A 25,115-nucleotide genomic window follows, 5' to 3' on the forward strand; every position below is an offset into this window, starting at 1 on the left:
TTGGCTCGAGTTCATGACTGGCATCTCATCACGCAAAGCCTTAAGACGTCGCACCTGGGCGCTGTTCACGTTCTTCTTTTTACCAGGATTATTAATGGCCTCCTGGGCAACGCGTACCCCTGCCATCAGAGATATCCTCTCCATCTCCACTGCCGAAATGGGCGCGGTGTTGTTTGGGCTCTCTATTGGTTCGATGAGTGGCATACTTTGTTCGGCCTGGCTGGTGAAACGATTTGGCACGCGTAAGGTGATTCGCACCACCATGTCTTGTGCAGTCCTCGGAATGGCGATCCTCAGCGTAGCGCTCTGGCTGCATTCCGCATGGCTTTTCGCGTTTGGCCTGGGCGTATTTGGCGCCAGCTTTGGTGCGGCAGAAGTTGCCATCAACGTCGAAGGTGCGGCAGTTGAGCGCGAAATGAACAAAACCGTGCTGCCGATGATGCACGGTTTTTACAGCCTGGGAACTTTGGCAGGGGCTGGAGTTGGAATGATGCTTACCGCCTTCAGCGTCCCGGCTACCGCGCATATTATTTTGGCTGCAATGGTTGCTATCACACCTATTTTCATCGCCATCAAAGCTATTCCTGACGGCACGGGCAAAAATGCCGCTGACGGTTCTCACTCCGGTGAAAAAGGACTGCCTTTTTATCGTGATATCCAGCTATTGCTGATCGGCGTTGTAGTGCTGGCGATGGCATTTGCTGAAGGTTCCGCCAACGACTGGCTTCCACTGTTAATGGTGGACGGACATGGATTTAGCCCGACATCAGGCTCGCTGATTTATGCCGGTTTTACGCTGGGTATGACCGTTGGGCGATTTACCGGTGGCTGGTTCATCGACCGTTACAGCCGCGTTGCGGTGGTGCGCGCCAGTGCGCTGATGGGCGCTCTCGGGATTAGCCTGATTATTTTTGTCGACAGCTCCTGGGTGGCCGGTGTGTCCGTTATTCTGTGGGGACTCGGCGCATCGCTCGGTTTCCCGCTGACCATTTCAGCTGCCAGCGACACCAGCCCCGATGCACCGACCCGCGTCAGCGTCGTGGCGACCACCGGTTACCTGGCGTTCCTTGTTGGACCGCCGCTGCTGGGCTATCTGGGTGAACACTATGGCCTGCGCAGCGCTATGTTAGTGGTGCTGGCGCTGGTGCTTGTCGCCGCCGTCGTCGCGAAAGCGGTAGCGAAACCGGATCTCAAAAATACTACTGTGATGGAGAACAGCTAATGAGTATCAAATTAATTGCGATCGACATGGACGGCACATTTTTAAGCGACCAAAAAACCTATAACCGTGAGCGCTTTATGGCGCAATACAGCCAGATGAAAGAACAAGGGATCCGCTTTGTGGTCGCCAGCGGCAACCAATATTATCAGTTGATTTCCTTTTTCCCCGAACTGGCCAATGAGATCTCATTTGTCGCCGAAAACGGCGGTTGGGTGGTCAGTGAAGGAGAAGATGTCTTTAACGGCGAACTGGCTAAAGACGATTTCCATGCCATCGTAGATCATCTGCTGACCCGCGCCGATATCGACATTATTGCCTGTGGTAAAAACAGCGCCTATACGTTGAAACAGTACAGCGATGAGCATAAGAACGTTTCCGCCATGTACTATCATCGTCTCGAATTTGTAGATAATTTTGACAATCTTAACGACGTTTTCTTCAAGTTCGGGCTGAATATTTCCGACGACCGAATTCCACAGGTACAGGCCGATCTCCACGAGGCGATTGGCGATATTATGGTACCGGTGCATACCGGCTACGGCAGCATCGACTTAATAATTCCCGGCGTGCATAAGGCTAACGGTCTGCGCCTGCTGCAACAACGCTGGAATATTAGCGACGACGAGGTTGTTGTGTTTGGCGATGGCGGAAATGATATTGAGATGCTGCGTCAGGCGGGATTTAGTTTCGCAATGGCCAACGCTCACGAACCGGTTGTCCAGGCGGCAAAATATCGTGCAGGCTCGAACAACGAAGAGGGCGTGCTGGATGTTATCGACCGCGTGTTAAAGAATGAAGCACCGTTTACGTATTAACGGCTCAGCACAGACGGCAACAAAATGATGGCATGATCTATTCATAATCCGCCTCAAATTAACCCGCTGGATTATTACTTCCAGTGAATATTTCAGGCGAGCGGATCATGAAGAAAAGTGTACTGATGGCGACATTGTTGCTGGGCTTTGCGGGGACAACATTTGCACAGAGCGTTACCGTTGATGTCCCCAGCGGTTATAAAGTGGTGGTAGTGCCCTCTTCCGTCAGCGTCCCGCAGGCGGTCAGCGTAACGACCGCACCACAAACGGTATATGTTGCTCCAGCGCCTGCTCCGGCCCCTGTCTATCGCGCACATCCTTATGCGCGACATGTGGCAAGCGTCGGTGAAGGGATGGTTATCGAACATCAGATTGACGACCACCACTAAGTTGTCGCCAGGCCCAGACAACCGTAATACTGGTCAGTTAAGATCTTTGGTGAGCGGTAGGCCGGATAAGGCGTTTACGCCGCCATCCGGCAATTTGCTACAGGCCGCCGGATGGCGCTTCGCTTATCCGGCCTACCGCGTGATTCTATTATCAACATAATGATGAATTTATCGGCGTCATTATGCTTATCTGCGCTGGATTGCGGACAACCGGGCCTTAACCTTCCCGGGAATTCCCTACCCGTTTATCTTTCAGGAAGATAACCATCAAAATCAGCCACAGTACGCCGCTTGCCAGATTGAACAGACTGAACAAGCCGTTCCCTCCCAGCAGATACGCGTGTTTGCTCAACTCAATACCGACGGTAAAAATCAGCATCTGCAACATACCCATTGCGGCAGAAACGGTCCCCTTACTCATTTCGCTGGCAAACAGCGTCAGGCGCACCAGCCCCGCATTCGCCACGCCAATGCCAAACGCATAGATACTCAAACCTGCCGTCATCCATAGATATGCATGAGATGACACTACCGTGGCCGCAGCAGCAATAATCAGGCCAACGGCGATTGGCCAGCCGCCCATGATAATTAGCGAACGCACGGTTTTTCGCGAAGTCAGACGCGCCAGCACCAGGTTACCGGCAATCAACGCGCCAAAAATCGGCACCTGCAACAGACCATATTCGTAGCTGCTGAGATGTTCAGCACTGATGATAATAATCGGGGACTGCGCAATCCACGCCAGTAACGGCAGGCTGACAAAACCCAACGCCAGTGCGCCTGCAACGAAACGTACGTTCCTCAGCACCAGCTTATAATCCTTGCCCAGCTCTTTAATGGACAGCTTTTCACCAAGCCGGGTTGCCGTTTCCGGCATCGCGCGTTGCAGACCAAAAAAGGAGATGGCCGCCAGAGCAGCAAACAGGATAAACATCCCTTCCCACGGCAGAACATGTACCCAGGCTGCGCCTACCAACGGACCCAGCAGTGGCGCAATCAGCGCCACGTTTGCCATCAGCGCAGTAATTTTTATGCAGACCGCTTCTTCAAAGGATTCCTGAATGGCGGCGTAACCCACCGCACCAATAAAGCACAGGCTTATCCCCTGCAAAAAACGCAGGAAGGTAAATTGCTCAATATTCTGTGCAAGCAGGGTTGCAAGGCAGGTAACGATGAACCAGATCACGCCGGTTAACATTACCGGGCGACGACCAATACGGTCCGACAGCGGTCCTAACAACCACTGCAAAAACATGCCGCCTGCCAGATAGGCGGTCATGGACGTAGGTACCCAATCTAATCCGGCGTTATATTGCGCCACCACCGCCAACATTCCGGGCTGGATCATATCGTTGCCGATATAAGTGGAGAATTCGTAAAGCACCAGACAGAGCGGGAAAAGTAATGCCTGACGCCCCAAACGGACGCCTGAAGATAAACGGTTCTGCATGCAATCTCTTAACTATAGAAAAATCGCGCAAAGTGTAATAAATGCGCCGTACTGGTGATAGTGAATTATGTGATTTGAAAGCAAAATGCGCACATTTTTACACTCATTTGCTCAAGAACATTTTGCTTTAAGGTTAATTTAAGTTGAGACCGCTATCATGCTCAATAAGTCTCATTAATTGTCTTAAAAATCGTCATTTAACAGGCAAATAAGACAAGACCGCTTTTTATCCCGTGGAAGCAATTTTATGCTCTCCCCAAATGGGTCTATTTAACGATTACACTGAGTCTGGACGTTATGCTGGAAAATCTGAACAATTCGCTTTTTTACTTGATCAATGCAACACCCGACTCTGCGCAATGGGCAATTTCGCTCGCCATTTTCATTGCCAAAGATCTGATCAGCATTGTGCCGCTGTTAGCCGTTGTGCTCTGGCTTTGGGGACCTCGTGGTCAGGTTACGCTCCAGCGCCAGTTGGTCATCAAAATGGCCATTGCGTTGGTAGTCGGTCTGACAATTTCTTGGCTGATGGGGCATCTTTTCCCCCACGATCGTCCGTTCGTTAACCACATCGGCTATAACTTCCTGCACCATGCGGCAGATGACTCTTTCCCGAGCGACCACGGTACGGTTATCTTTACCTTTGCTCTGGCCTTCCTGTTCTGGCATCGCTTGTGGACGGGTGCTCTGCTGATGGTTGTCGCCGTGGCGATTGCCTGGTCACGTGTTTACCTTGGCGTTCACTGGCCGCTGGATATGCTGGGCGGATTACTGGCCGGGTTGATCGGTTGCCTGAGCGCCCAGATGATCTGGCAACGGTTCGGCACAAGCTTGTACCTCGGCTTGCAGACGTGCTATCGCACCTGCTTCGCTCTCCCCATCCGTAAAGGTTGGGTACGTGACTAACCCGCGGTAAAAAGAGTAGTATTAAGCGCGAAACTGAGCACTTATTCTATTCTCCAGGGGAACTATGGAAACTCGACGCGACGAGCGTATTGGTCAATTACTGCAGGCGCTGAAACGCAGCGATAAATTACACCTCAAAGAAGCCGCGACGTTGCTGGGCGTATCTGAGATGACCATTCGTCGCGACCTGAATAATCATGATGCTCCCGTCGTGCTGCTCGGGGGCTATATTGTTCTGGAACCCCGCAGCGCTAACCACTATTTAATCAGCGATCAAAAATCCCGTCTGGTTGATGAAAAGCGTCGTGCTGCCCAGCAGGCGGCGAGTCTCGTGCAGGCGCATCAGACCATCTTTTTCGATTGCGGTACGACCACGCCGTGGATCATTGAAGCGATCGACAATGAACTGCCCTTCACTGCAATCTGCTACTCGTTGAATACGTTTCTGGTGCTGCAGGAAAAACCGCAGTGCCGCGTCATTCTGTGTGGTGGTGAATTCCATGCCAGTAACGCGATTTTTAAACCACTCGATTTCCAGGAAACGCTGAACAACCTCTGTCCGGATATCGCCTTTTATTCTGCGGCAGGTGTTCACATCGAAAAAGGCGCGACCTGTTTTAATCTGGAAGAACTGCCGGTGAAGCACTGGGCGATGTCGATGGCGCAGCATCATGTTTTGGTGGTCGATCACAGCAAGTTTGGCAAGGTGCGACCTGCGAGGATGGGGGAATTGAAACGCTTTGATACCATCATCAGTGATAACCGCCCTGACGATGAGTTTGTTGAGTACGCTAAAGCACAACGTATCACGCTGAAGTACTAACAGATACTGCCGGACGGCGATTGCGCCATCCGGCAATAAATAAGATTAAGAGAACCAACCACCAAACCACTGGTGGAATTTCATCATCACAAAGTCCCACATGCGGCTAAAGAAACCACCCTCTTCCACATCTTCCATCACCATCAACGGACGCTGCTCAATGGATTTTCCGTTCAACTGGAAGTCGATAGTGCCCACAACCTGACCTTTCTTCAGCGGTGCAGTTAGCTGTGGTTCAGTCAGGGTAAAGCTGGCCTTCAGGTTTTTGAGCTGGCCACGCGGAATGGTCACAGCCCCCCCTTCTCCGGCGCCCAAATTCACTTCACTCTTATCGCCAAACCAGACGCGCTGGGTGACGAAAGTCGCATCCGGCTTGATCGGCGTAACGGTTTCAAAGAAACGGAAGCCCCAGGTCAGCAGTTTTTCTGACTCATTGAAACGAATGCGGTCGGTTTTTGCTCCCAGCACCACGGAGATCAGGCGCATATCGCCTTGGGTCGCAGAGGCCACCAGGTTGTATCCCGCCCCGGCAGTGGTCCCGGTTTTCATACCGTCCACGTTCAGGTTGGTGCTCCACAACAGACGGTTGCGGTTCGGCTGGCGGATTTTATTGAAGGTAAATTCTTTCTCTTTGTGAATAGCGTACTCTTCCGGCACATCGTGGATTAACGCCTTCCCGAGCAACGCCATATCACGTGCGGTACTGAACTGTCCTGCCGCATCCAGGCCGTGTACCGTCTGGAAAGTCGTGTTGGTCAGCCCCAGTTTTTTCGCATAGCCGTTCATCAGGCCAATAAAGGATTCCTGACTGCCGGCAACGTAATCAGCGAGTGCAATACAGGCATCGTTACCTGACTGAATGATAACGCCTTTATTCAGATCGGACACCGCAACCTGATCGCCGGGCTTGAGGAACATGACCGACGAACCGCGCAGGGCTGGATTACCGGTCGCCCAGGCGTCTTTGCCCACGGTGACCATGTCGTTGAGGTTAATTTTCCCGGCCTTCAGCGCCTGCCCAACCACATAGCTGGTCATGATTTTGGTCAGACTGGCAGGATCCAGTTTCTCATCAGCATTACCTTCCGCCAGCACCTTACCACTGGCGTAATCCATCAGAATCCACCCGCGCGCGTCCACGCTCGGCGGGGCCGTCGGTTGCTCCGCCGCCTGTACGGTCGGCGCCAAAAGGATTAAGAGTGCAGAACCTGCAGCAAAGCTGCGAAGTGAAGAGAAGTATTGCGTCATAAATGCCACCCGAGTATCCATTCCAAAAAACCACGTCATACCACACCGTGTTTACACAAAACCGGCCAAGCGACCTCGACCAACCCATGCAGAAAAAGTCTGATGGATGACGTGTAAAATAAGTGCGGTGAGTAATAACGCACTAACGAGCTTAAAGAAACCGTAAGTTGGTAAAGTTTTTAAAGTTTATGCAATAACGCCGCGCTGCGCTGCTCCTGGCACGATTTTTTTAGACTTTGTTGCGTAAATATTAGGTTTACCCCACCATGTGAGCTAGTCAGATGGCATCTGCAGCCATAAAGCTGCTCAATTAATTTGCGGGGTTACTATGATTACACTGTGGGGTCGCAATAACTCGACCAACGTAAAAAAAGTATTGTGGACGCTCGAGGAACTGGAACTGCCGTATAACCAAATTCTGGCGGGCGGGCAGCATGGCGGTAACCGCGATGCCGACTATCTGGCACTGAACCCGAACGGACTGGTCCCGCTGCTACGCGATGATGAAACAGACGTTGTCCTGTGGGAATCCAATACCATTGTCCGTTATCTGGCCGCTCAGTACGGACAAAAACGTTTGTGGATTGACGCCCCGGCCGCGCGCGCCGTCGGTGAAAAATGGATGGACTGGGCAAATCAGACGCTAAGCCCTGCGCATCGGGTTATCTTATTTGGTTTAGTCAGAACACCTGCCGATCAGCGCGATATGGCGGCCATTGAGGCAAGTAAGCAAGTTTGCGATAACCTGTTTGCCATTCTGGATAACGCGCTGGCAGACCAGCCATGGTTCTCCGGGGCTGAATTTGGCACGGCGGATATCGCTGTTGCACCGTTCATCTATAACCTGTTCAACGTTGGTCTGAGCTGGACCCCGCGCCCGCATCTGGAACGCTGGTATCAACAACTGACCGAGCGCCCGGCGTTTCAAAAAATCGTGATGATCCCGGTCAGCTAACCAAATCAGGGACTCACTTTCAGTAATTCCCCGTCGGACTCGTCGGTTAACACGTACAAATAACCGTCTGGTCCGACGCGCACATCACGGATCCGCTGCCCCCTTTCCTGCAACAGACGACCATCCTCAGTGACCGTATTCCCTTTAACGCTCAGCACGATCACTTCTTTATCTTTCAACGCGCCGATGAACAACTTCTGCCGCCACTGCGGGAAGGTATCGCTATTGTAAAAAGCCATTCCACTAACCGCCGGCGACTTTTCCCAGTAAAAGATGGGTTGTTCCGTGCCAGCAACAATTTGACCTTTTGCTTCGGGAATTTTCAAACCACTGTAGTTAACACCCCAGGTCGCGATAGGCCAGCCGTAGTTTTTCCCTTTCTCGGGGATATTGATTTCATCGCCTCCGCGTGGACCATGCTCATTGAGCCACAACACATCACTCCACGGATTCATCGCCATACCCTGCGGGTTGCGGATGCCATACGACCAAATCTCTGCCCGCGCTCCTGCCATGTTCACAAACGGATTATCCGGCGGAATTTTTCCCTCGTCGGTCAGTCGGACTAATTTACCCTGCAATTTATCCAGGTCCTGGGCGGTAGCGCGTTGATTATTCTCCCCCAGGCCAATAAACAGATAACCGTTACCATCAAATACCAGACGTCCACCAAAATGGTTTCCGGTGGAAAGCTTTGGCTGTTGGCGAAAAACGGTCTGAAATCCTTGCAGATGTTTGAGATCGTCACTCAATCGCCCGTAGCCTACCGCAGTGCCCGCTTTGCCTTCGCGGTCGGCTTCAGCGAAGCTTAGCCATACCCGGCGAGATTGTGCAAAATCCGGTGCTAACGCCACATCAAGCAGTCCTCCCTGACCATTTGCCCAAACTTTGGGTACGCCGGTCAGCGGGTCGGAAAGCCCTTTATCAGGCTGCCAGAGTCGAAGCTGTCCACCTTTGAGCGTAATGAGCATACCGCGGTTATCGGGTAAAAAAGCCAGTGACCATGGGTGATCGAGTTTAGTTTGCAGCACTTCCACTTTTACCGCGGCGGCATAAGTGGAAAATAGCGCAAGTGGAATAGCACAGAGAAAGAGTCGACGCATAACACCTCCTTAATGGCTCTGCATAAAGCGTAGCCAGCAAGGGGAATTATCCCGCTACATTTACATAATCTTGACGAAAAGGGGGAGCGCCCTCCCCCTGATTCAGACGTGTTCCAGCGTTGGGTAAGATTGCAAACTCTGGATACTTAGCGTCAGCGTTGTCAGGCAGTTTTCCAGTTTCTCTGCGTTAACGGCGATAAACGTTGGACAATCGTGATGTCCACTCATAAGACAAACAGCGGCGGCGGCTAACGCCCCTTCAGCACGATGAAGGGCATTCCACTCTTCCTGATCAAGATGCATACCGTGAAGCTGTGATTGCTCGTGCAATTCGCGATTCAGTGCAAAAAAAACATCACGCAGGCGATCGCTCTCGCTAACTGACATGTAGCCTTTCGCTTTTCTCAACTGCAGATAAGCGGCAAGTTCGATACGGGCGTTTATCAATTTGTTGAGAAGATCGGTTCTCAGTCTGTCAACAACCATACTTTGTTCCTCCTCTTTCCAACTATGGTGCAACTTAATAGTATGGTTGTTTTTTGAACAAATAGATGTCCTACATCAATAAAGCCCAATTGATTAACATAATTTACAATGTTACAACTTCATCCGGTACGCTTATCGAAAGCGCCCAGTGTCTGACTCGCCTGACTTTTTTTGCTATACCTGATGTGGTTACTGCCATGGTGTTGATGATGAGGGGTCTATGTCGAAAGCAAATGATGCAGAAAAGATACGCACACTATCAAAAATAGATCTCAATCTGCTGACCATTTTCTGTTTGATCTATAGCGTGGGTAGCATTTCCAGAGTCGCTGACATGCTGAACATCTCACCTTCCGCCGTCAGCCAGTCATTAAGAAAACTGCGCGAAATGATGGGGGATAATCTGTTTGTCCGTAGCGGGAATGCACTGTTACCGACGGTCTATTCTGATGAACTGTATGATAATACAATCCCAATTATCGATAAGCTGTCAACGCTGATGCCGCTTTCCACGCCTGCCACCAAAAAAAGGTTAACGCTTTATACGGAATCTTTTATTTCCCCTATCGTTATTCCAGATGTCACCGCCAGAATAATCGAGACTGACGCCGATATCAGCCTCCTGCACCTTACCGCCGACCTGAATGAACAGAGTATTATTGAACTGCTGAATATGCGTCAGGCAGATGCCGTTTTTTCTACCTTTTCTGTAGAGTCAGCAAGTCTTTCATGCCAGAAAATATGCGATATGCGCCTGGTGCTGGCGGCCTCGCAGAATAATTCTTTATATGGTAACACCATCAGTGAAGCGCAATTCAGAAACGCTAACCTGGTCGGTTACAATACTAAGAATGAGAAAATCATTTATCATCGCAGTATTGTGGATAAAAAATTTAGAACCGGAGAACGCTGCCTGCTTACCTCATCGTTTACGGCGATTCTGACGATTGTGTCCAATACACATTGTTTAGGGGTAATCCCGGAAAAGGTATTTGAAACACACGCTCACCTGTATGGACTAAAAAAAATAAACACTCCGTTTCCCTTGCCACAATTTAGCGTGTTTGCCTCATCGCGCAAAGAAAGTAATACCCACAAAATCCTCTCACCTATTCTGGCTGATTTGCAAACAGCCTCCCTGTTATGAAAACCAGAGAGGCTGAGCGTTAGAAATACTGGCTACACGCGAATTTTTGCTATGCGCCAGATATGGTCGGCATATTCCTGAACCGTTCTGTCCGACGAGAAATACCCCATGTTAGCAATATTATGCATGGTTTTTGTCGTCCACTCCCGGGGAGTACGATACAACTCGTCCACCGCATCCTGACAATCTACATAGCTGCGGTAATCTGCCAACACCTGATAGTAGTCGCCGAAGTTAATCAATGAATCCAACACCTCCCTATAACGCCCTGGCTCCTGCGGACTAAACATCCCCGTACCGATTTGCGTCAGCACCTGATGAAGTTCCTCATCCTTTTCAAAGATGTGCCTCGGGTCATAGCCATCACGTCGCAGAGTTTCAACCTGATTCGCCGTATTGCCAAAGATAAAGATGTTATCTTCCCCAACGTATTCGCGCATTTCGATATTCGCACCGTCGAGCGTACCGATAGTGAGCGCACCATTCATACCGAATTTCATATTGCTGGTCCCGGAGGCTTCCGTCCCGGCCAGGGAAATTTGCTCTGACAGATCGGCTGCCGGAATAATTAGCTGAGCGAGACTGACGCTGTAATCCGGGATAAACACTACTTTCAGTATGCCGCCAATCTGCGGATCGTTATTGACTAACTGCGCCACATCGTTAATCAAGCGAATAATTTGTTTTGCCATGTGATAAGAGGAGGCTGCTTTTCCGGCAAAGATATTCACTCGCGGTACCCAGTTGGCATCCGGCGCGGCTTTAATTCGGTTATAGCGTGTAATAACGTGGAGCACATTCATGAGTTGCCGCTTGTACTCGTGGATGCGTTTCACCTGCACATCAAATAGCGCATCAGGATTCACCACCACGCCATAGTGGGTGGCAATATGGTGCGCCAGTCGCTGCTTATTTTTACGTTTCGCACGATGCACAGCCTCATTCACCGACGGATAATCTATAAACTGCTTCAGCTCGCCCAACTGCATTAATTTAGTCCGCCAGCTGTCACCGATATTTTCGTCCAGCACTTTGGAAAGCGGTGGATTCGCCAGCGCCAGCCAACGACGCGCAGTCACACCATTGGTTACGTTGGTGAAACGCAGGGGAAAAATATTCGCAAAATCTGCAAACAGTGATTCGGTCATCAGTTTTGAATGCAATGCCGACACGCCGTTTACCTTATGACTGACAACTACCGCCAGCCAGGCCATACGCACCACACGACCATTGGACTCATCAATTAACGACACACGTTTTAGCAGATCGCTGTCATTACGATAACGTTCCTGTAAGGTCTTCAGAAAACGATCGTTAATCTCAAAAATAATCTGCAAATGGCGCGGCAAAATTCGACTTAGCATTTCTACTGGCCAGGTCTCCAGCGCCTCACTCATCAACGTATGGTTGGTATAAGAAAAAATCTGACAAGTCACGTCAAACGCGTTATCCCAACTAAACTGATGATGATCAATCAATAAACGCATCAACTCAGGGATCGCCAGTACCGGATGCGTATCATTAAGGTGAATCGCAATTTTATCGGCCAGATTGTCGTAAGTTTTGTGCAACTGATAATGACGACTCAGAATATCCTGAATCGTCGCCGAGGCCAGGAAATAGGCCTGGCGTAAACGCAATTCACGCCCCGCATCGGTGGAATCATCCGGGTACAAAACCCGCGAGATACGATCGAAGTGGTATTTGTTTTCCACTTCAGTAGCAAAGTCGTCCTGCTGATTCAGTTTTCCCGCATTAACTTCGCTATTCACCTGCACGTTCCACAAGCGCAACGTATTAGTCGTGTCCGTCGCATAACCTGGAATAATTTGATCATGCGCCACGGCCAGAATATCCTCGGTTTCAAGCCAGCAGGTTTTATTTCCCTCCTGTTGAACACGCCCGCCAAAACGTACTTTATAATGCGTATTATGACGTTTAAACTCCCAGGGATTACCGTATTCCAGCCAATAATCGAGCGACTCTTTTTGTACACCGTTAACGATATTTTGTTTGAACATACCGTAGTTATAACGAATACCGTATCCACATCCCGGCAACCCAAGCGTCGCCAGTGAATCAAGGAAGCAGGCCGCCAGACGACCGAGACCACCATTACCTAATCCGGGATCGTTTTCTTCGTCAATCAGTTCTTCCAGTTCAAGCCCCATTGCCTCCAGCGCGCTTCTGACTTCGTCATAAATACCTAAAGAGAGCAATGCATTGGATAGCGTACGACCAATTAAAAATTCCATCGACAGATAATATACCTGGCGCGCATCCTGAGAGAATTGCGCCCGATTAGAACGGTGCCAGCGCTCGACCATCCGATCGCGTACCGCATATAATGTCGCATTAAGCCACTCCCGTTTCGTGGCGATTGCGGGATCTTTGCCAATTATGAATAAAAGTTTATTAGCAATATCATCTCTAAGTTTATCAACATCAGAGTCCGTGACGACCGGAAGTGGCGAAATATACATATTAACGTTACCTTTCAAATTTTGCAGGATGGTAATAGACAGGTGAATTATTTAAAGTTTGGGTACGTGAGCGTTAGCTTTTTGTCGAATATTTTCATGACTGGCGATAAACGTTAATTCTGTCATTAATACACGCCAACTTAAGCCTGTGGCAAGCGAGATATAATATAAACTCACACCATTAGCATAAAGAGTTTTAGCCATTTCAAGTTTCGACTTCAAAACAATATCTTTCAAATTTAACCTCATTAGTAACGCTCGACGAGATAAAATTTACGATAATGAGTGCCTATAGCCAAGAAGCGGCACTTAAAGCCGGAATTAGACTCACTAAACACCTTTCACTGACCGATCTACTCTTTATAGGTATCGCTCTTTATTCTCTCCGTCTTATGCTGATCAGATATAGATGTACCGTGAAGGCATCTGTATAATCCCCCGATTACGAGCAATGTACAGTATAAGAAAATGGCAAAAATTGGTTTTATATCACTAGGTTGTCCGAAAAACCTCGTCGATTCTGAGCGCATCCTGACCGAACTTCGTACCGAAGGCTATGATGTTGTGCCAAGCTACGACGACGCGGATATGGTTATCGTTAATACCTGCGGCTTTATCGACAGTGCGGTTCAGGAGTCCCTGGAAGCAATTGGCGAAGCGCTGAACGAGAACGGTAAGGTGATCGTCACCGGCTGTCTGGGCGCGAAAGTCGATCAGATCCGTGAAGTCCACCCGAAGGTGCTGGAAATCACCGGGCCGCATAGCTATGAACAGGTTCTGGAGCACGTTCACCACTATGTGCCAAAACCAAAACACAACCCGTTCCAGAGTCTGGTTCCTGAGCAGGGCGTCAAGCTGACTCCTCGCCATTACGCCTATCTGAAGATTTCCGAGGGCTGTAACCACCGCTGCACGTTCTGCATTATTCCCTCCATGCGCGGCGATCTGGTGAGCCGTCCGATTGGCGACGTCCTCAGCGAAGCCAAGCGTCTGGTCGATGCGGGCGTGAAAGAGATTCTGGTAATCTCTCAGGATACCTCTGCGTACGGTGTAGATGTGAAGCATCGTACCGGTTTCCATAACGGCGAGCCGGTCAAAACCAGCATGGTTGATCTGTGCGAACAGTTATCAAAACTGGGGATCTGGACGCGCCTGCATTACGTCTACCCTTACCCGCACGTTGATGATGTGATCCCGCTGATGGCGGAAGGCAAAATCCTGCCGTATCTGGACATCCCGTTACAGCATGCCAGCCCGCGTATTCTTAAACTGATGAAACGCCCGGGCTCCGTGGACAGACAGCTGGCGCGCATCAAGCAGTGGCGTGAAATCTGCCCTGAACTGACGTTGCGATCCACTTTCATTGTTGGTTTCCCGGGTGAAACGGAAGAAGACTTCCAGATGTTGCTCGACTTCCTGAAGGAAGCGCGTCTGGATCGCGTGGGCTGCTTTAAATACAGCCCGGTAGAAGGCGCTGGCGCTAATGACCTGCCGGATCAAATCCCGGAAGAGGTGAAAGAAGAACGCTGGAACCGCTTTATGCAATTGCAGCAGCAGATCTCTGCTGAACGTTTGCAAGAGAAAGTGGGCCGCGAGATTCTGGTTATCGTTGATGAAGTTGACGAAGAAGGCGCAATTGGTCGTAGCATGGCTGATGCTCCAGAAATCGACGGCGCGGTATACCTGAATGGTGAAACCAAGGTGAAACCTGGCGATATCATCCGCGTGAAGGTCGAAAACGCAGATGAATACGATCTGTGGGGCACCCGCGTTTAATTAGCGTAACCCAACGTAGGCCGGATAAGGCATTTATGCCGCATCCGGCAATGCCTGATGGCGACGCTGAAGCGTCTTATCAGGCCTACGGTTTACCCTTTTATCTTCGGGTCCAGCGCGTCACGCAGACCATCTCCCAGTAAGTTAAACGCCAGCACCGTCAGGAATATCGCTACCGCCGGGAAAATCGCCACGTGCGGTGCGATCACCATATCAGCTCGCGCTTCATTAAGCATTGCCCCCCACTCCGGCGTCGGCGGCTGTGCGCCTAATCCCAGAAATGACAGGCTCGCGGCAGAGATGATCGACGTGCCAATTCGCATGGTAAAAAAGACCACGATCGATGAGACCGTTCCAGGCAGAATATGGTTGAAGATGATGGTCGCATCGCTGGCACCAATACTACGCGCAGACTCAATAAACGTCTGTTGCTTCAGCACCAGCGTATTCCCACGCACCAGGCGCGCGAAGGCTGGAATGGAGAAAATGGCCACGGCAATGATCACGTTAGCAATACCGCTGCCCAGCACAGCGACCACGGCTATCGCCAGCAATATCCCCGGAAAGGCGAACAGCACATCGCAGATTCGCATGATCAGTCGATCCCACCAGCCTTCGTAGTACCCCGCCAGCAGACCCAGAACCATACCAATCGCCGCGCCAATAAATACGGCAAAGACCCCTGCCGCCAGCGAGATTTGCGCCCCAACCAGCACGCGGCTAAAGATATCCCGTCCCAGTGAGTCAACGCCAAACCAGTGCAGCATCGATGGCCCGTCATTCAGACGGTCATAATCGAAGTAATTCTCGGCATCAAATGGCGTCAGCCAGCGGGCAAAAATCGCTACCACGATCAGGAGCAATACAAACAGCCCAGCGACCATCGCCATGTGCTGTCGACGGAACCGACGCCAGAACTCATGCCACGGTGTGCGTATCTGCTCTGGCTTAACAAGGGGCATCGCATTTAAAATCGCCTGTCGGCGCCAGTTAAAAAATCGCATCCTTACTTGTACCTGATAGCCGGATTAATGGCAGCGTAGAGCACATCCACCACTAAGTTAATAAGAATAAATTCCAGAGAAAACAACAGCACCTCGGCCTGAATCACCGGGTAGTCGCGCATTTCGACGGAGTCCACCAACAGCCGCCCAAGCCCGGGCCAATTGAACACCTTCTCAACCACGATTGAACCACCAAGCAAAAAGCCAAACTGTAGTCCCATCATGGTGACCACCGGGATCATCGCATTACGCAGACCATGTTTTAACACCACCCAAGTTTCACTCACCCCTTTAGCCCGCGCAGTGCGCATATAATCTTCGCTGAGCACATCAACAAACGAGGCGCGAGTAAATCGAGCTAACACCGCAGCCACCGCCGCGCCCAGCGTAATAGACGGGAGGACGTAGTGCAGCCAGGTGTCTGCGCCCACGGTAGGCAACCAACCAAGTTCAACAGAGAATATCTGCATCAGCAGCATGCCAAGCGCAAACGCCGGGAACGAGATCCCGGTGACCGCCAGCGTCATGCTTAATCTGTCCGGCCAACGATTGCGCCATACGGCAGCAATGATCCCCGCCGTCATACCAAACAATACCGCCCACACCATACTGGCAATAGTCAGCCATAGTGATGGCATAAAACGACTGGCTATCTCTTCTGAAACCGGGCGACGAGACACCATCGAGGTGCCAAAATCGCCTTGCAATACGTTGGTCATGTAATGCCAGAACTGAACGTGCAGCGGCTGATCCAGACCCAGCTGCTTGCGCACCAGTTCAATCACCTCGGCGTCAGCTTCCGGTCCGGCAATCAGCCGGGCCGGATCGCCGGGTAGCAGGTGAACAAATAAAAATACCAGCACCGCAACAATCAACAGAGTTGGAATCAACCCCAGCAGGCGCTTGAAAACATAGTTAAGCATCAGGCTCCCTTCGTCGGCCCCTGTGCTAAGGGGCCGAATGAATAGCTTATTTTAAATCCGCATCATCAAAGCTAAATCCGGTATCCGGCATAATCCAGAACCCGGCCAACCGTGTACTGTGCGCCGAAATCAGTTTTTCCACCACCAGCGGGATCCACGGCGACTCTTTCCAGATAATATCCTGCGCGTCTTTGTACAGCTTCGCTTTCTGCGCCGGATCGTTAGTTTGCAACGCTGCCGCTAAATCACTGTCCACCTGCTTATTGCTGTAGAACGCCGTATTAAACAAAGTTGGCGGCCAGTTTTGTGATGCAAACAGCGGTGACAGCGCCCAGTCAGCTTCCCCCGTAGACGCCGACCAGCCGGTGTAGAACATCCGTACTCCGCTCTCTTTCTGCGCTTTGCCTTCAACTTCCGCCGCGCGCTGGCCGGCATCCATCGCTGTTACCTGAGCCTTAATGCCCACCTGCGCCAGCTGCTGCTGGGTAAATTGCAGCACTTTCTGCGCGGTACTGTGGTTATGCGAAGACCATAGCGTAGTGGTAAAACCGTTCGGATAACCTGCTTCTTTCAGCAGTTCGCGCGCTTTCGCCGGGTCGTAGGGCCACGGCGTATAGCTTTGCGCATAGGCTATCGACGGGGGGAGAACGCCGGTTGCCGGCGTCGCGTAACCAGCAAAAGCCACTTTCACCAGCGCCTGGCGGTTGATGGCATAATTCAGCGCTTCACGCACCTTCGGGTTGTCGAACGGTTTTTGCGTGACGTTCATGCTGATGTAACGCTGCATAATAGACGGACTGGCCACCAGTTCCAGGTTTTTGTTCTTCGCCAACAGCGACGCCTGCTCGTATGGGATCGGGAAGGCAAACTGCGCTTCCCCAGTTTGCAGCATGGCCGCACGCGTGTTGTTGTCGGTCACCGGACGCCAGGTAATCGTATCCAGCTTTGGCAGCCCTTGCTGCCAGTAGCCCGCGAACTTCTTAACCTTCACAAAATCCGTCTGATTCCAGGTATCAAGCTGGTACGGCCCGGTCCCTACAGGATGGAAACCGATCTCCTTACCGTATTTTTCCAGCGCGGCGGGAGAAATCATCGCCGTTGCCGGGTGCGCCAGAATATTGATAAAGGCAGAGAACGGCTGTTTCAGCGTAATCTTCACCGTCGACGGATCGACGACTTCGGTTTTATCGATATTCTTATACAGGTTGTAACGTTTCAGATGGTTTTCCGGGTTACTGGCCCGATCGAGGTTAGCTTTTACCGCATCGGCATTGAAGTCAGTTCCATCCTGAAACTTCACGCCCTGGCGCAGCTTAAGGGTATAGGTCAGCCCATCATCAGAAACCGTATAACTCTCCGCGAGCACATTTTTCAGTTTCATCTCTTTATCAAGACCAAACAGCCCCTGATAAAACGACTTCGCTACCGCCTGTGACAACGTGTCATTCGCGTCATAGGGGTCGAGCGTCGTGAAATTGGATCCCACGGCCACCACTACATCTTTGGCGGCCCAGCCAGGCGATGCGGCCAGTGCAGAGGCCACTCCCACAGCAACCAGCCATTTTCGAGCAACAATTTTTGTCATGTTATTCTCCTTAAACCCTGCCTGCCTGTTATAAACGCGAAAGCGCATTTTCTGGTAGCGGACGCGCAACATAATGCCCCGGACCAACTAACTGGAGTGATACGGGGGAAATCTCTTCGCCACGTTTACGAATATTGCTGGGGATATCGTCCGACAACAGCACGCGCTGGGGACGGTGATGGGATGGATCGGCGACCGGAACTGCTGCCATCAGCTTGCGAGTGTACGGATGTTGCGGATTTTCAAACACCGCCCGTCGGGTGCCTATCTCAACGATCTGCCCCAGATACATTACCGCCACACGATGACTGATCCGTTCCACTACCGCCATATCGTGGGAAATAAACAGGTATGCGATACCCAATTCTCGCTGCAGATCGAGCATCAGATTGATGATTTGCCCGCGAATTGAAACATCCAGCGCCGAGACAGATTCATCGGCAATAATCACTTTGGGATTGAGCGCCAATGCCCGTGCAATACAGATACGTTGACGCTGACCGCCGGAAAACTCGTGCGGATAGCGCCAGGCATGCTCAGGTAGCAAGCCTACACGTTCCAACAACCATGCAACCCGTTTTGATCCCGCATCGCCCTGCAATAACCCATGTACCCGTAGCGGCTCCAGAATGGAATATCCCACGGTCTGGCGCGGATCGAGCGAGGCATACGGATCCTGGAAGATAAACTGAATATCCCGACGCAGCGGCTGCAACTTGCTGGCAGCAAGGGTATCAATACGCTGTCCGTTGAAAATGATTTCCCCACGCTGAGACTCAACCAGGCGCAGCAGCGCCCGCCCGGTGGTGGATTTCCCGCAGCCCGACTCCCCCACCAGTGAGAGCGTTTCTCCAGGCCACAGGTCAAAGCTGACGTTTTCCACTGCATGCACCTCGCGAGTCACGCGATTTAGAATGCCGCTGCGCAGAGGAAAACGCGTCACCAAATTACGTACCCGCAGAATAGGCTCGCCTTCAACCACGGTGTCCTGCTCGGTCTGCGGTTCTACATGACTGGGATCGTGCAATGAAATGAGCGGGAAACGGCGCGGAAGCTCATGCCCGTTCATCGCCCCAAGCTGCGGCACGGCTGCCAACAGCGCTTTGGTATAGGGATGCTGGGGAGCGTGAAAAATTTGTTCAACGCTGCCGGTTTCTACCGCCTCGCCCTGATACATCACCAGCACGCGGTCAGCAATATCCGCCACAACGCCCATATCGTGGGTAATGAAGATCACTCCCATCGACATATCCTGCTGCAACACTTTTATCAGTTGCAGGATCTGCGCCTGAATGGTGACATCCAGCGCGGTCGTCGGCTCATCGGCAATTAAAACCGCAGGGCGACACGACAGTGCCATGGCGATCATCACCCGCTGGCGCATACCGCCGGAAAGCTGGTGTGGATAACGCGATAAAATCGCCTTCGCCTCGGGGATACGCACCTGATCGAGCATCCGCTTCGCTTCTACCATCGCCTCTTCGTGGCTGGCACCCTGGTGCAAGCGAATAGACTCGGCAATTTGCTCGCCCACGGTAAACACCGGATTGAGCGATGTCATAGGCTCCTGGAAGATCATCGCGATATCCGCACCGCGCACGTGACGCATTTGTGATGCGCTCTGTTCACCCAGCTCAATAACCTGCCGGTTGCGGCGTCGCAGCAGCATTTCATCGCAGCTTACCTCGCCGCCTGCTTGTTCAATCAGACGCATCAGCGACAAGGCTGTCACCGACTTTCCTGAACCGGACTCACCAACAATCGCCAGCGTTTCGCCACGCTTCAGGCGAAATGACAGATTACGCACTGCGCTGACACGCTGCTGCTCCTGTTCAAAGGCAATATTCAGATTGCTGACTGCCAGCACGTCGCTGGCATCAAGCTCATCACTGTGTGGCAACGCTATCTCCTTTTTCCCGATAAATACCGGTGGTTGGCGTATCGCCTGCGTATCCCCAGGCGCGGTACATGCCTTCGCTATTAAACGGCAAGGCCACGTTGCCCTCATGATCGATAGCAATTAAACCGCCACTGCCGCCAAGCGCCGGTAATTTTTCCATCACTACGCGTTCACACGCTTCGGATAAACTCAGGCCGCCATAGTCCATCAACGCCGCAATGTCATAGGCCGCCAGCGCACGAATAAAGACTTCCCCGGTTCCGGTGCAGGAGACTGCCACACTTGCGTTATTGGCATAACAGCCTGCGCCGACCAACGGACTGTCACCCACCCGCCCCGGTAATTTGTTGGTCATTCCACCGGTCGATGTTGCGGCCGCCAGATTGCCAAACATATCTAACGCGACCGCCCCCACGGTACCCATTTTGTTGTTTTCATCCAGCGGACTCGCGCTATGGTCCAGCACCGTTTCACCCACTGTTCGCGCCGCCAGTAGTTGAGCGTAGCGTTCTGGCGTCGAGAAAATATCCGCTGATACGCGCTCCATACCCTGCGCAATGGCAAAGTTTTCAGCCCCTTCACCTATCATCATGACGTGTGGGCTGTGTTCCATTACCAGGCGCGCCGCGAGAATCGGATTGCGTAAATGGCTGACTCCGGCGACGGCTCCCGCATTCAGCGTGTTACCGTCCATCACGCAGGCATCCAGTTCATGGGTTTCATCACGGGTATACACCGCGCCAATTCCGGCATTAAACAACGGACACTCTTCCAGCAGGCGCACGGCTTCGGTAACGACATCCAGTGCGTTACGACCGTCCTCAAGCATCCGCTGACCGGTTTCAACGATATCCGACAGCGCCTGAATATAACGCAACTCTTGCTCCTGACTCAGCTGCGAACGGGTGATAGCCCCTGCGCCGCCGTGAATTGCAATGACTGCTTTACCCATTTTTTTCGTCCATTAGGTGGCAGGTACCGGGGTTATAAATATCAGAATTTCTGTGACTTATTGATTCGATTTTTGAATATAGAAAGATGCAGACGTCATGTAAAGGTAAAGGCCCGTACCTCACGCCCCATCCCATCAGGTTATTTAGATGAGTTAAACAGAAAGAGTATCTTCCAACATCGTTGAATATATTATTCAAGCCGATCGGCAATCTGTTTTTTTGCATAAAACACAAAGCGTTCAACAGATGGCATAGACGCAGCCCAGTTCTTTTTGGTTAACCCCAGGTATTCCGCACGTGCGGCTTGCAGCGTATCAGCATACTCATCGGGTAATTGCGGTATAAGCCAGGAAGCGGCTTCATCTTTAGCGACAATATTGCCCGTAACTACGCTGTACCAAATACGCGCCAGAGTAAGGATGATATTTCGCTCGTCACCCTCTAAATCGCCCGGTTTCTGCCACATATCAAGGATATGCCGAAACGTTTGCAAGACATCGCTAAAAGGGATGACGTTGAATAACGTCTCAGCGGGTTCACCGAACAACGCTACGCTGACGCGCCGGGCCTGGGTCAGCAGGATGGAAAGATCAGGATCCACCTGTCTCGGTTCAACAATTCCCGCGCGAATATCGTCACGCAACCATTCGCCAAATTGCATTTCTCTTGACGGTGGGAATCGCCACGGCACAAGTTGTGAATAGACCACGATGGTCACTTCCAGCGCCCGATAGCTATCAACGCTGCCAGGCGGTGCTGATATTTCCAGAAAACCCTGCATCAGATCTTTTCTTTGCCGGGTATTCAGTGGCTGCCTAATGGTAACCAGTAAATCGATATCGCTTTGGGGCTTTAAGCCACCTTCAACAGCAGAGCCATACAAATGAACAGCAACCAGGTCGCCCTCTATTATCCGCGCAATCAGTGCACTGGCGGCATTCACCTGTTGTCGAATTGAATTCGGGATAGTCGCAGCCATTTAGCCTCCTGGAAAAAAGCAGAAATAATGAGTCTATACTGCATTTTTCGTGTAGCGCTATTCTCTGGCAGAAAACCTGTCTCAGATCGGATCCTAAGCCTGAGGTAGCATACTGTCCGCATCCATTTTCTGACATAATGAGCGGATTCGATTTTGCCCCGCAGGAGTCTTCTCATGGAATTTACCGCCGGACTGATGCCGCTTGAAACGGCTCTCTCTCAGATGCTTTCGCGTATTACCCCACTCACCGCCGTCGAAACGCTGCCGCTGGTTCAATGCTTTGGCCGCATTCTGGCCACCGACGTCATCTCCCCGATTGATGTGCCGGGATTCGATAACTCGGCAATGGATGGCTATGCGGTGCGATTAGCCGATTTACAATCAGACCAGCCTCTTGCGGTGGCTGGCAAAGCCTTTGCTGGTCAACCATTCCACGGCGAGTGGCCTGCGGGAACCTGCATCCGCATTATGACCGGTGCCCCGGTGCCTGCCGGTTGTGAAGCGGTGGTGATGCAGGAGCAAACGGAACAAACTGACGACGGTGTGCGTTTTACCGCCGAGGTCCGCAGCGGACAAAATATTCGTCTGCGCGGTGAAGATATAGCAAACGGCGCGGTGGTATTCCCTACCGGAACTCGTCTGACAACCGCCGAGCTTCCTGTTCTGGCCTCGCTCGGCATTGCCGAAGTACCGGTCGTTCGCAAAGTTCGCGTGGCGTTGTTCTCCACCGGTGATGAGCTGCAACTGCCGGGTCAACCGCTGGGCGACGGGCAGATTTATGACACAAACCGTCTGACCGTTCACCTGATGCTGCAGCAGCTGGGCTGCGAAGTGATCAACTTAGGAATTATTCGCGACGATCCCAACGCGCTGCGGGCCGCGTTTATCGAAGCCGACAGCCAGGCCGACGTCGTCATCAGCTCTGGTGGCGTTTCGGTAGGCGAAGCGGATTACACCAAAACCATTCTGGAAGAGCTGGGAGAAATTGCCTTCTGGAAGCTGGCCATCAAACCCGGTAAACCGTTCGCGTTTGGTAAACTGAGCAACAGCTGGTTTTGCGGCCTGCCGGGTAATCCGGTTTCTGCGGCCCTCACCTTTTATCAGCTGGTGCAACCGATGCTGGCGAAACTCAGCGGCAACACCGCCTGTGGGTTGCCTGCGCGCCAGCGCGTGCGCACCGCCTCACGCCTGAAGAAAACGCCAGGGCGTCTGGATTTTCAACGTGGTGTATTGCAGCGTACCGCGGAAGGCGAACTGGAAGTCACCACCACCGGACACCAGGGCTCGCATATTTTTAGCTCCTTTAGCCAGGGCAACTGCTTTATCGTGCTGGAGCGCGATCGCGGTAACGTTGAGGCCGGAGAATGGGTTGAGGTCGAGCCGTTTAACGCACTGTTTGGAGGCCTGTAATGGCAGAACTCAGCGACCAGGAGATGATGCGCTATAACCGGCAAATCATTCTGCGCGGCTTCGATTTCGAAGGTCAGGAAGCGCTCAAAGATGCGCGGGTACTGGTCGTTGGTCTGGGGGGACTGGGATGCGCAGCAACCCAGTACCTTGCGGGCGCTGGCATCGGGCATTTAACCCTGCTCGACTTTGACACGGTCTCCGTGTCAAACCTCCAACGCCAGACGCTGCACAGCGATGCAACAGTCGGGCAACCCAAAGTGCTATCCGCCCGTGACGCGCTAGCGCGGATTAACCCTTATATCGCCATTACGCCGGTGAATGCGCTGCTTGACGATAGCGAGATTCACGCGCTTATTACCGAACACGATTTGGTGCTGGACTGTACGGATAACGTCAGCATCCGCAATCAGCTGAATGCCGGATGTTTTGCCGCCAGAGTCCCGCTGGTTTCCGGTGCAGCTATTCGCATGGAAGGACAAATTACCGTATTTACATACCAGGACGGTGAGCCCTGCTACCGTTGCCTGAGTCGTCTGTTCGGTGAAAATGCCCTGACCTGCGTAGAAGCCGGAGTGATGGCCCCGCTGATCGGCGTGATCGGATCGTTACAGGCGATGGAAGCCATTAAGCTACTGGCAAACTATGGTAAACCGGCATCCGGAAAAATCGTCATGTACGATGCCATGACCTGCCAGTTTCGCGAAATGAAGCTGATGCGCAACCCGGGGTGTGAGGTTTGCGGGCAGTAAAAAAGTCGGGTGACGGCTTCGCCTTACCCGACCTACAACGGCTCGAACGTAGGCCGGGTAAGCGTTAGCACCACCCGGCAACAGCATCAGATCGACGTGCGACCGAATGCGCTCTGCCAGTCGTGCTCAAACTTCGCGACGGCAGCATCAACCGCCGGAGAGCTAATCATCTGCTGAGCAACGTCCAGCGGTAGCGTGATGGACTCGCAGCCCGCCAGCAGACAATCCAGCGCCTGACGCGGCGTTTTGAAGCTGGCTGCCAGTACTTTGGCGTGCGGGGCATGCATTTTCAGTAACGTCTGCAGGTCGGTCACCGTCTGAATGCCATCCCCTCCTTGCGCATCCACGCGGTTAACGTATGGCGCAACGTATTCCGCACCCGCCAGAGCAGCCAATAACCCTTGAGCTGCACCGTATACCGCAGTACCCAACGTCGGGATCCCTTCTTCTTTCAGCAATTTTATAGCCGCCAGACCTTCTGCTGTCACCGGCACTTTGACCACGATATCAGCAATGATTGCCCGCAGCTTACGCGCATCGCTGACCATCCCTTCGGCGGTGGTCGCCATCACCTGAGCAAACAGACGCCCTTGCCCTCCCATCGCTTCCTGCAGTTGCGGCAGTAGTACTTCCAGCGTCTGGTTCCCTGCCGCCACAATGCTCGGGTTAGTGGTCACCCCTGCCAGCGGGAAAATGCGCGCCAGAGCTTTTACCGCATCAACATCAGACGTATCTAAATAGAGTTCCATAACCTTTCCTCAAACGAATAATTAGCATGAATAAAAGGTAGCACGGCGAAACCTCACGGT

General features: G+C 52.0%; 23 protein-coding genes. 10 read left to right on the forward strand and 13 right to left on the reverse strand.

What is annotated here, in order from left to right:
- The first annotated feature begins 13 nt into the window (after positions 1-13).
- The 3 genes from SK35_RS16600 (at position 14) to SK35_RS16610 (ending at position 2,426) form a co-directional block, all read left to right on the forward strand.
- On the forward strand, positions 14-1,222 hold the full coding sequence (locus SK35_RS16600; RefSeq protein ID WP_048214592.1) for an MFS transporter: 1,209 nt from the start codon (positions 14-16) through the stop codon (positions 1,220-1,222).
- Positions 1,222-2,037: a Cof-type HAD-IIB family hydrolase gene (locus SK35_RS16605; protein ID WP_048214593.1), complete on the forward strand. Its 816-nt coding sequence runs from the start codon at positions 1,222-1,224 to the stop codon at positions 2,035-2,037. The genes SK35_RS16600 and SK35_RS16605 overlap by 1 nt, the downstream gene beginning before the upstream one ends.
- Before the next feature lie 107 nt (positions 2,038-2,144).
- The gene (locus tag SK35_RS16610) at positions 2,145-2,426 is read left to right on the forward strand and encodes a hypothetical protein (RefSeq protein ID WP_003831642.1); all 282 of its coding nucleotides are present in this window, start codon (positions 2,145-2,147) and stop codon (positions 2,424-2,426) included.
- Positions 2,427-2,643: 217 nt separating this feature from the next.
- Here SK35_RS16610 and SK35_RS16615 read toward each other — a convergent pair whose 3' ends face one another.
- Positions 2,644-3,876, reverse strand: a complete 1,233-nt coding sequence (locus SK35_RS16615; RefSeq protein ID WP_048214594.1) for an MFS transporter — start codon at positions 3,874-3,876, stop codon at positions 2,644-2,646.
- Positions 3,877-4,173: 297 nt separating this feature from the next.
- Here SK35_RS16615 and ybjG point away from each other — a divergent pair, with 297 nt between their 5' ends.
- Together ybjG and deoR are read left to right on the forward strand one after the other, a co-directional pair.
- Positions 4,174-4,782 carry an undecaprenyl-diphosphate phosphatase gene (ybjG, locus tag SK35_RS16620; protein WP_008784234.1) on the forward strand — a complete coding sequence of 203 codons (609 nt, stop codon included), beginning with the start codon at positions 4,174-4,176 and terminating at the stop codon, positions 4,780-4,782.
- A gap of 64 nt (positions 4,783-4,846) precedes the next feature.
- On the forward strand, positions 4,847-5,605 hold the full coding sequence (deoR, locus tag SK35_RS16625; RefSeq protein WP_048214595.1) for a DNA-binding transcriptional repressor DeoR: 759 nt from the start codon (positions 4,847-4,849) through the stop codon (positions 5,603-5,605).
- A gap of 45 nt (positions 5,606-5,650) precedes the next feature.
- On the opposite strand, the gene dacC is transcribed toward deoR, so the two are convergent.
- Complete coding sequence (dacC, locus tag SK35_RS16630; protein WP_048216336.1) at positions 5,651-6,853, reverse strand: serine-type D-Ala-D-Ala carboxypeptidase; 1,203 nt, start codon at positions 6,851-6,853, stop codon at positions 5,651-5,653.
- Between the two features lie 328 nt (positions 6,854-7,181).
- On the opposite strand from dacC, the gene SK35_RS16635 reads away from it, so the two are divergent.
- Positions 7,182-7,808: a glutathione S-transferase family protein gene (locus SK35_RS16635; protein WP_003831628.1), complete on the forward strand. Its 627-nt coding sequence runs from the start codon at positions 7,182-7,184 to the stop codon at positions 7,806-7,808.
- Between the two features lie 5 nt (positions 7,809-7,813).
- Here the strand turns inward: SK35_RS16635 and SK35_RS16640 are convergent, their stop codons facing one another.
- Together SK35_RS16640 and bssR are read right to left on the reverse strand one after the other, a co-directional pair.
- On the reverse strand, positions 7,814-8,911 hold the full coding sequence (locus SK35_RS16640; RefSeq protein ID WP_032942802.1) for a PQQ-dependent sugar dehydrogenase: 1,098 nt from the start codon (positions 8,909-8,911) through the stop codon (positions 7,814-7,816).
- A 102-nt stretch (positions 8,912-9,013) separates the two neighbouring features.
- Positions 9,014-9,397 carry a biofilm formation regulator BssR gene (bssR, locus tag SK35_RS16645; RefSeq protein WP_008784229.1) on the reverse strand — a complete coding sequence of 128 codons (384 nt, stop codon included), beginning with the start codon at positions 9,395-9,397 and terminating at the stop codon, positions 9,014-9,016.
- A 220-nt stretch (positions 9,398-9,617) separates the two neighbouring features.
- Here bssR and SK35_RS16650 point away from each other — a divergent pair, with 220 nt between their 5' ends.
- Positions 9,618-10,544: a LysR family transcriptional regulator gene (locus SK35_RS16650; protein ID WP_048214596.1), complete on the forward strand. Its 927-nt coding sequence runs from the start codon at positions 9,618-9,620 to the stop codon at positions 10,542-10,544.
- A 32-nt stretch (positions 10,545-10,576) separates the two neighbouring features.
- On the opposite strand, the gene glgP is transcribed toward SK35_RS16650, so the two are convergent.
- Positions 10,577-13,027 carry a glycogen phosphorylase gene (gene glgP, locus SK35_RS16655; RefSeq protein WP_048214597.1) on the reverse strand — a complete coding sequence of 817 codons (2,451 nt, stop codon included), beginning with the start codon at positions 13,025-13,027 and terminating at the stop codon, positions 10,577-10,579.
- A 51-nt stretch (positions 13,028-13,078) separates the two neighbouring features.
- Complete coding sequence (locus SK35_RS16660) at positions 13,079-13,264, reverse strand: glycine cleavage system protein T (protein ID WP_223240755.1); 186 nt, start codon at positions 13,262-13,264, stop codon at positions 13,079-13,081.
- 231 nt (positions 13,265-13,495) lie between these two features.
- On the opposite strand from SK35_RS16660, the gene rimO reads away from it, so the two are divergent.
- Positions 13,496-14,803 carry a 30S ribosomal protein S12 methylthiotransferase RimO gene (gene rimO / locus SK35_RS16665; RefSeq protein ID WP_003831616.1) on the forward strand — a complete coding sequence of 436 codons (1,308 nt, stop codon included), beginning with the start codon at positions 13,496-13,498 and terminating at the stop codon, positions 14,801-14,803.
- A gap of 92 nt (positions 14,804-14,895) precedes the next feature.
- On the opposite strand, the gene gsiD is transcribed toward rimO, so the two are convergent.
- From gsiD to SK35_RS16695, 6 genes are all read right to left on the reverse strand, one after another.
- Positions 14,896-15,807 carry a glutathione ABC transporter permease GsiD gene (gsiD, locus tag SK35_RS16670; protein WP_048214598.1) on the reverse strand — a complete coding sequence of 304 codons (912 nt, stop codon included), beginning with the start codon at positions 15,805-15,807 and terminating at the stop codon, positions 14,896-14,898.
- A gap of 2 nt (positions 15,808-15,809) precedes the next feature.
- Positions 15,810-16,730 (reverse strand): glutathione ABC transporter permease GsiC, encoded by a 921-nt coding sequence (gene gsiC, locus SK35_RS16675; protein ID WP_008784225.1) that lies wholly within the window; start codon positions 16,728-16,730, stop codon positions 15,810-15,812.
- Between the two features lie 46 nt (positions 16,731-16,776).
- Entirely contained in the window at positions 16,777-18,315 is a 1,539-nt protein-coding gene (gene gsiB / locus SK35_RS16680; protein WP_048214599.1) for a glutathione ABC transporter substrate-binding protein GsiB, read from the reverse strand.
- Positions 18,316-18,343: 28 nt separating this feature from the next.
- On the reverse strand, positions 18,344-20,215 hold the full coding sequence (gsiA, locus tag SK35_RS16685; protein ID WP_032941808.1) for a glutathione ABC transporter ATP-binding protein GsiA: 1,872 nt from the start codon (positions 20,213-20,215) through the stop codon (positions 18,344-18,346).
- The gene (iaaA, locus tag SK35_RS16690) at positions 20,202-21,167 is read right to left on the reverse strand and encodes a beta-aspartyl-peptidase (RefSeq protein ID WP_048214600.1); all 966 of its coding nucleotides are present in this window, start codon (positions 21,165-21,167) and stop codon (positions 20,202-20,204) included. Before iaaA ends, gsiA begins: the two co-directional genes overlap by 14 nt.
- A gap of 191 nt (positions 21,168-21,358) precedes the next feature.
- A complete protein-coding gene (locus tag SK35_RS16695; protein ID WP_048214601.1) occupies positions 21,359-22,147 on the reverse strand; it encodes an aminoglycoside adenylyltransferase family protein in 789 nt (262 codons plus the stop codon).
- Between the two features lie 174 nt (positions 22,148-22,321).
- Between SK35_RS16695 and moeA the strand changes: the two genes are divergently transcribed.
- Both moeA and moeB read left to right on the forward strand, forming a co-directional pair.
- A complete protein-coding gene (moeA, locus tag SK35_RS16700) occupies positions 22,322-23,557 on the forward strand; it encodes a molybdopterin molybdotransferase MoeA (protein WP_048214602.1) in 1,236 nt (411 codons plus the stop codon).
- A complete protein-coding gene (gene moeB, locus SK35_RS16705; protein ID WP_048214603.1) occupies positions 23,557-24,306 on the forward strand; it encodes a molybdopterin-synthase adenylyltransferase MoeB in 750 nt (249 codons plus the stop codon). The genes moeA and moeB overlap by 1 nt, the downstream gene beginning before the upstream one ends.
- 86 nt (positions 24,307-24,392) lie before the next feature.
- Here the strand turns inward: moeB and fsa are convergent, their stop codons facing one another.
- A complete protein-coding gene (gene fsa, locus SK35_RS16710; protein WP_003836983.1) occupies positions 24,393-25,055 on the reverse strand; it encodes a fructose-6-phosphate aldolase in 663 nt (220 codons plus the stop codon).
- Between the last annotated feature and the right edge of the window lie 60 nt (positions 25,056-25,115).

Origin of the sequence: Citrobacter sp. MGH105, from assembly GCF_001037485.2 — a bacterium.
Classification (GTDB): Bacteria; Pseudomonadota; Gammaproteobacteria; order Enterobacterales; family Enterobacteriaceae; genus Citrobacter; species Citrobacter portucalensis.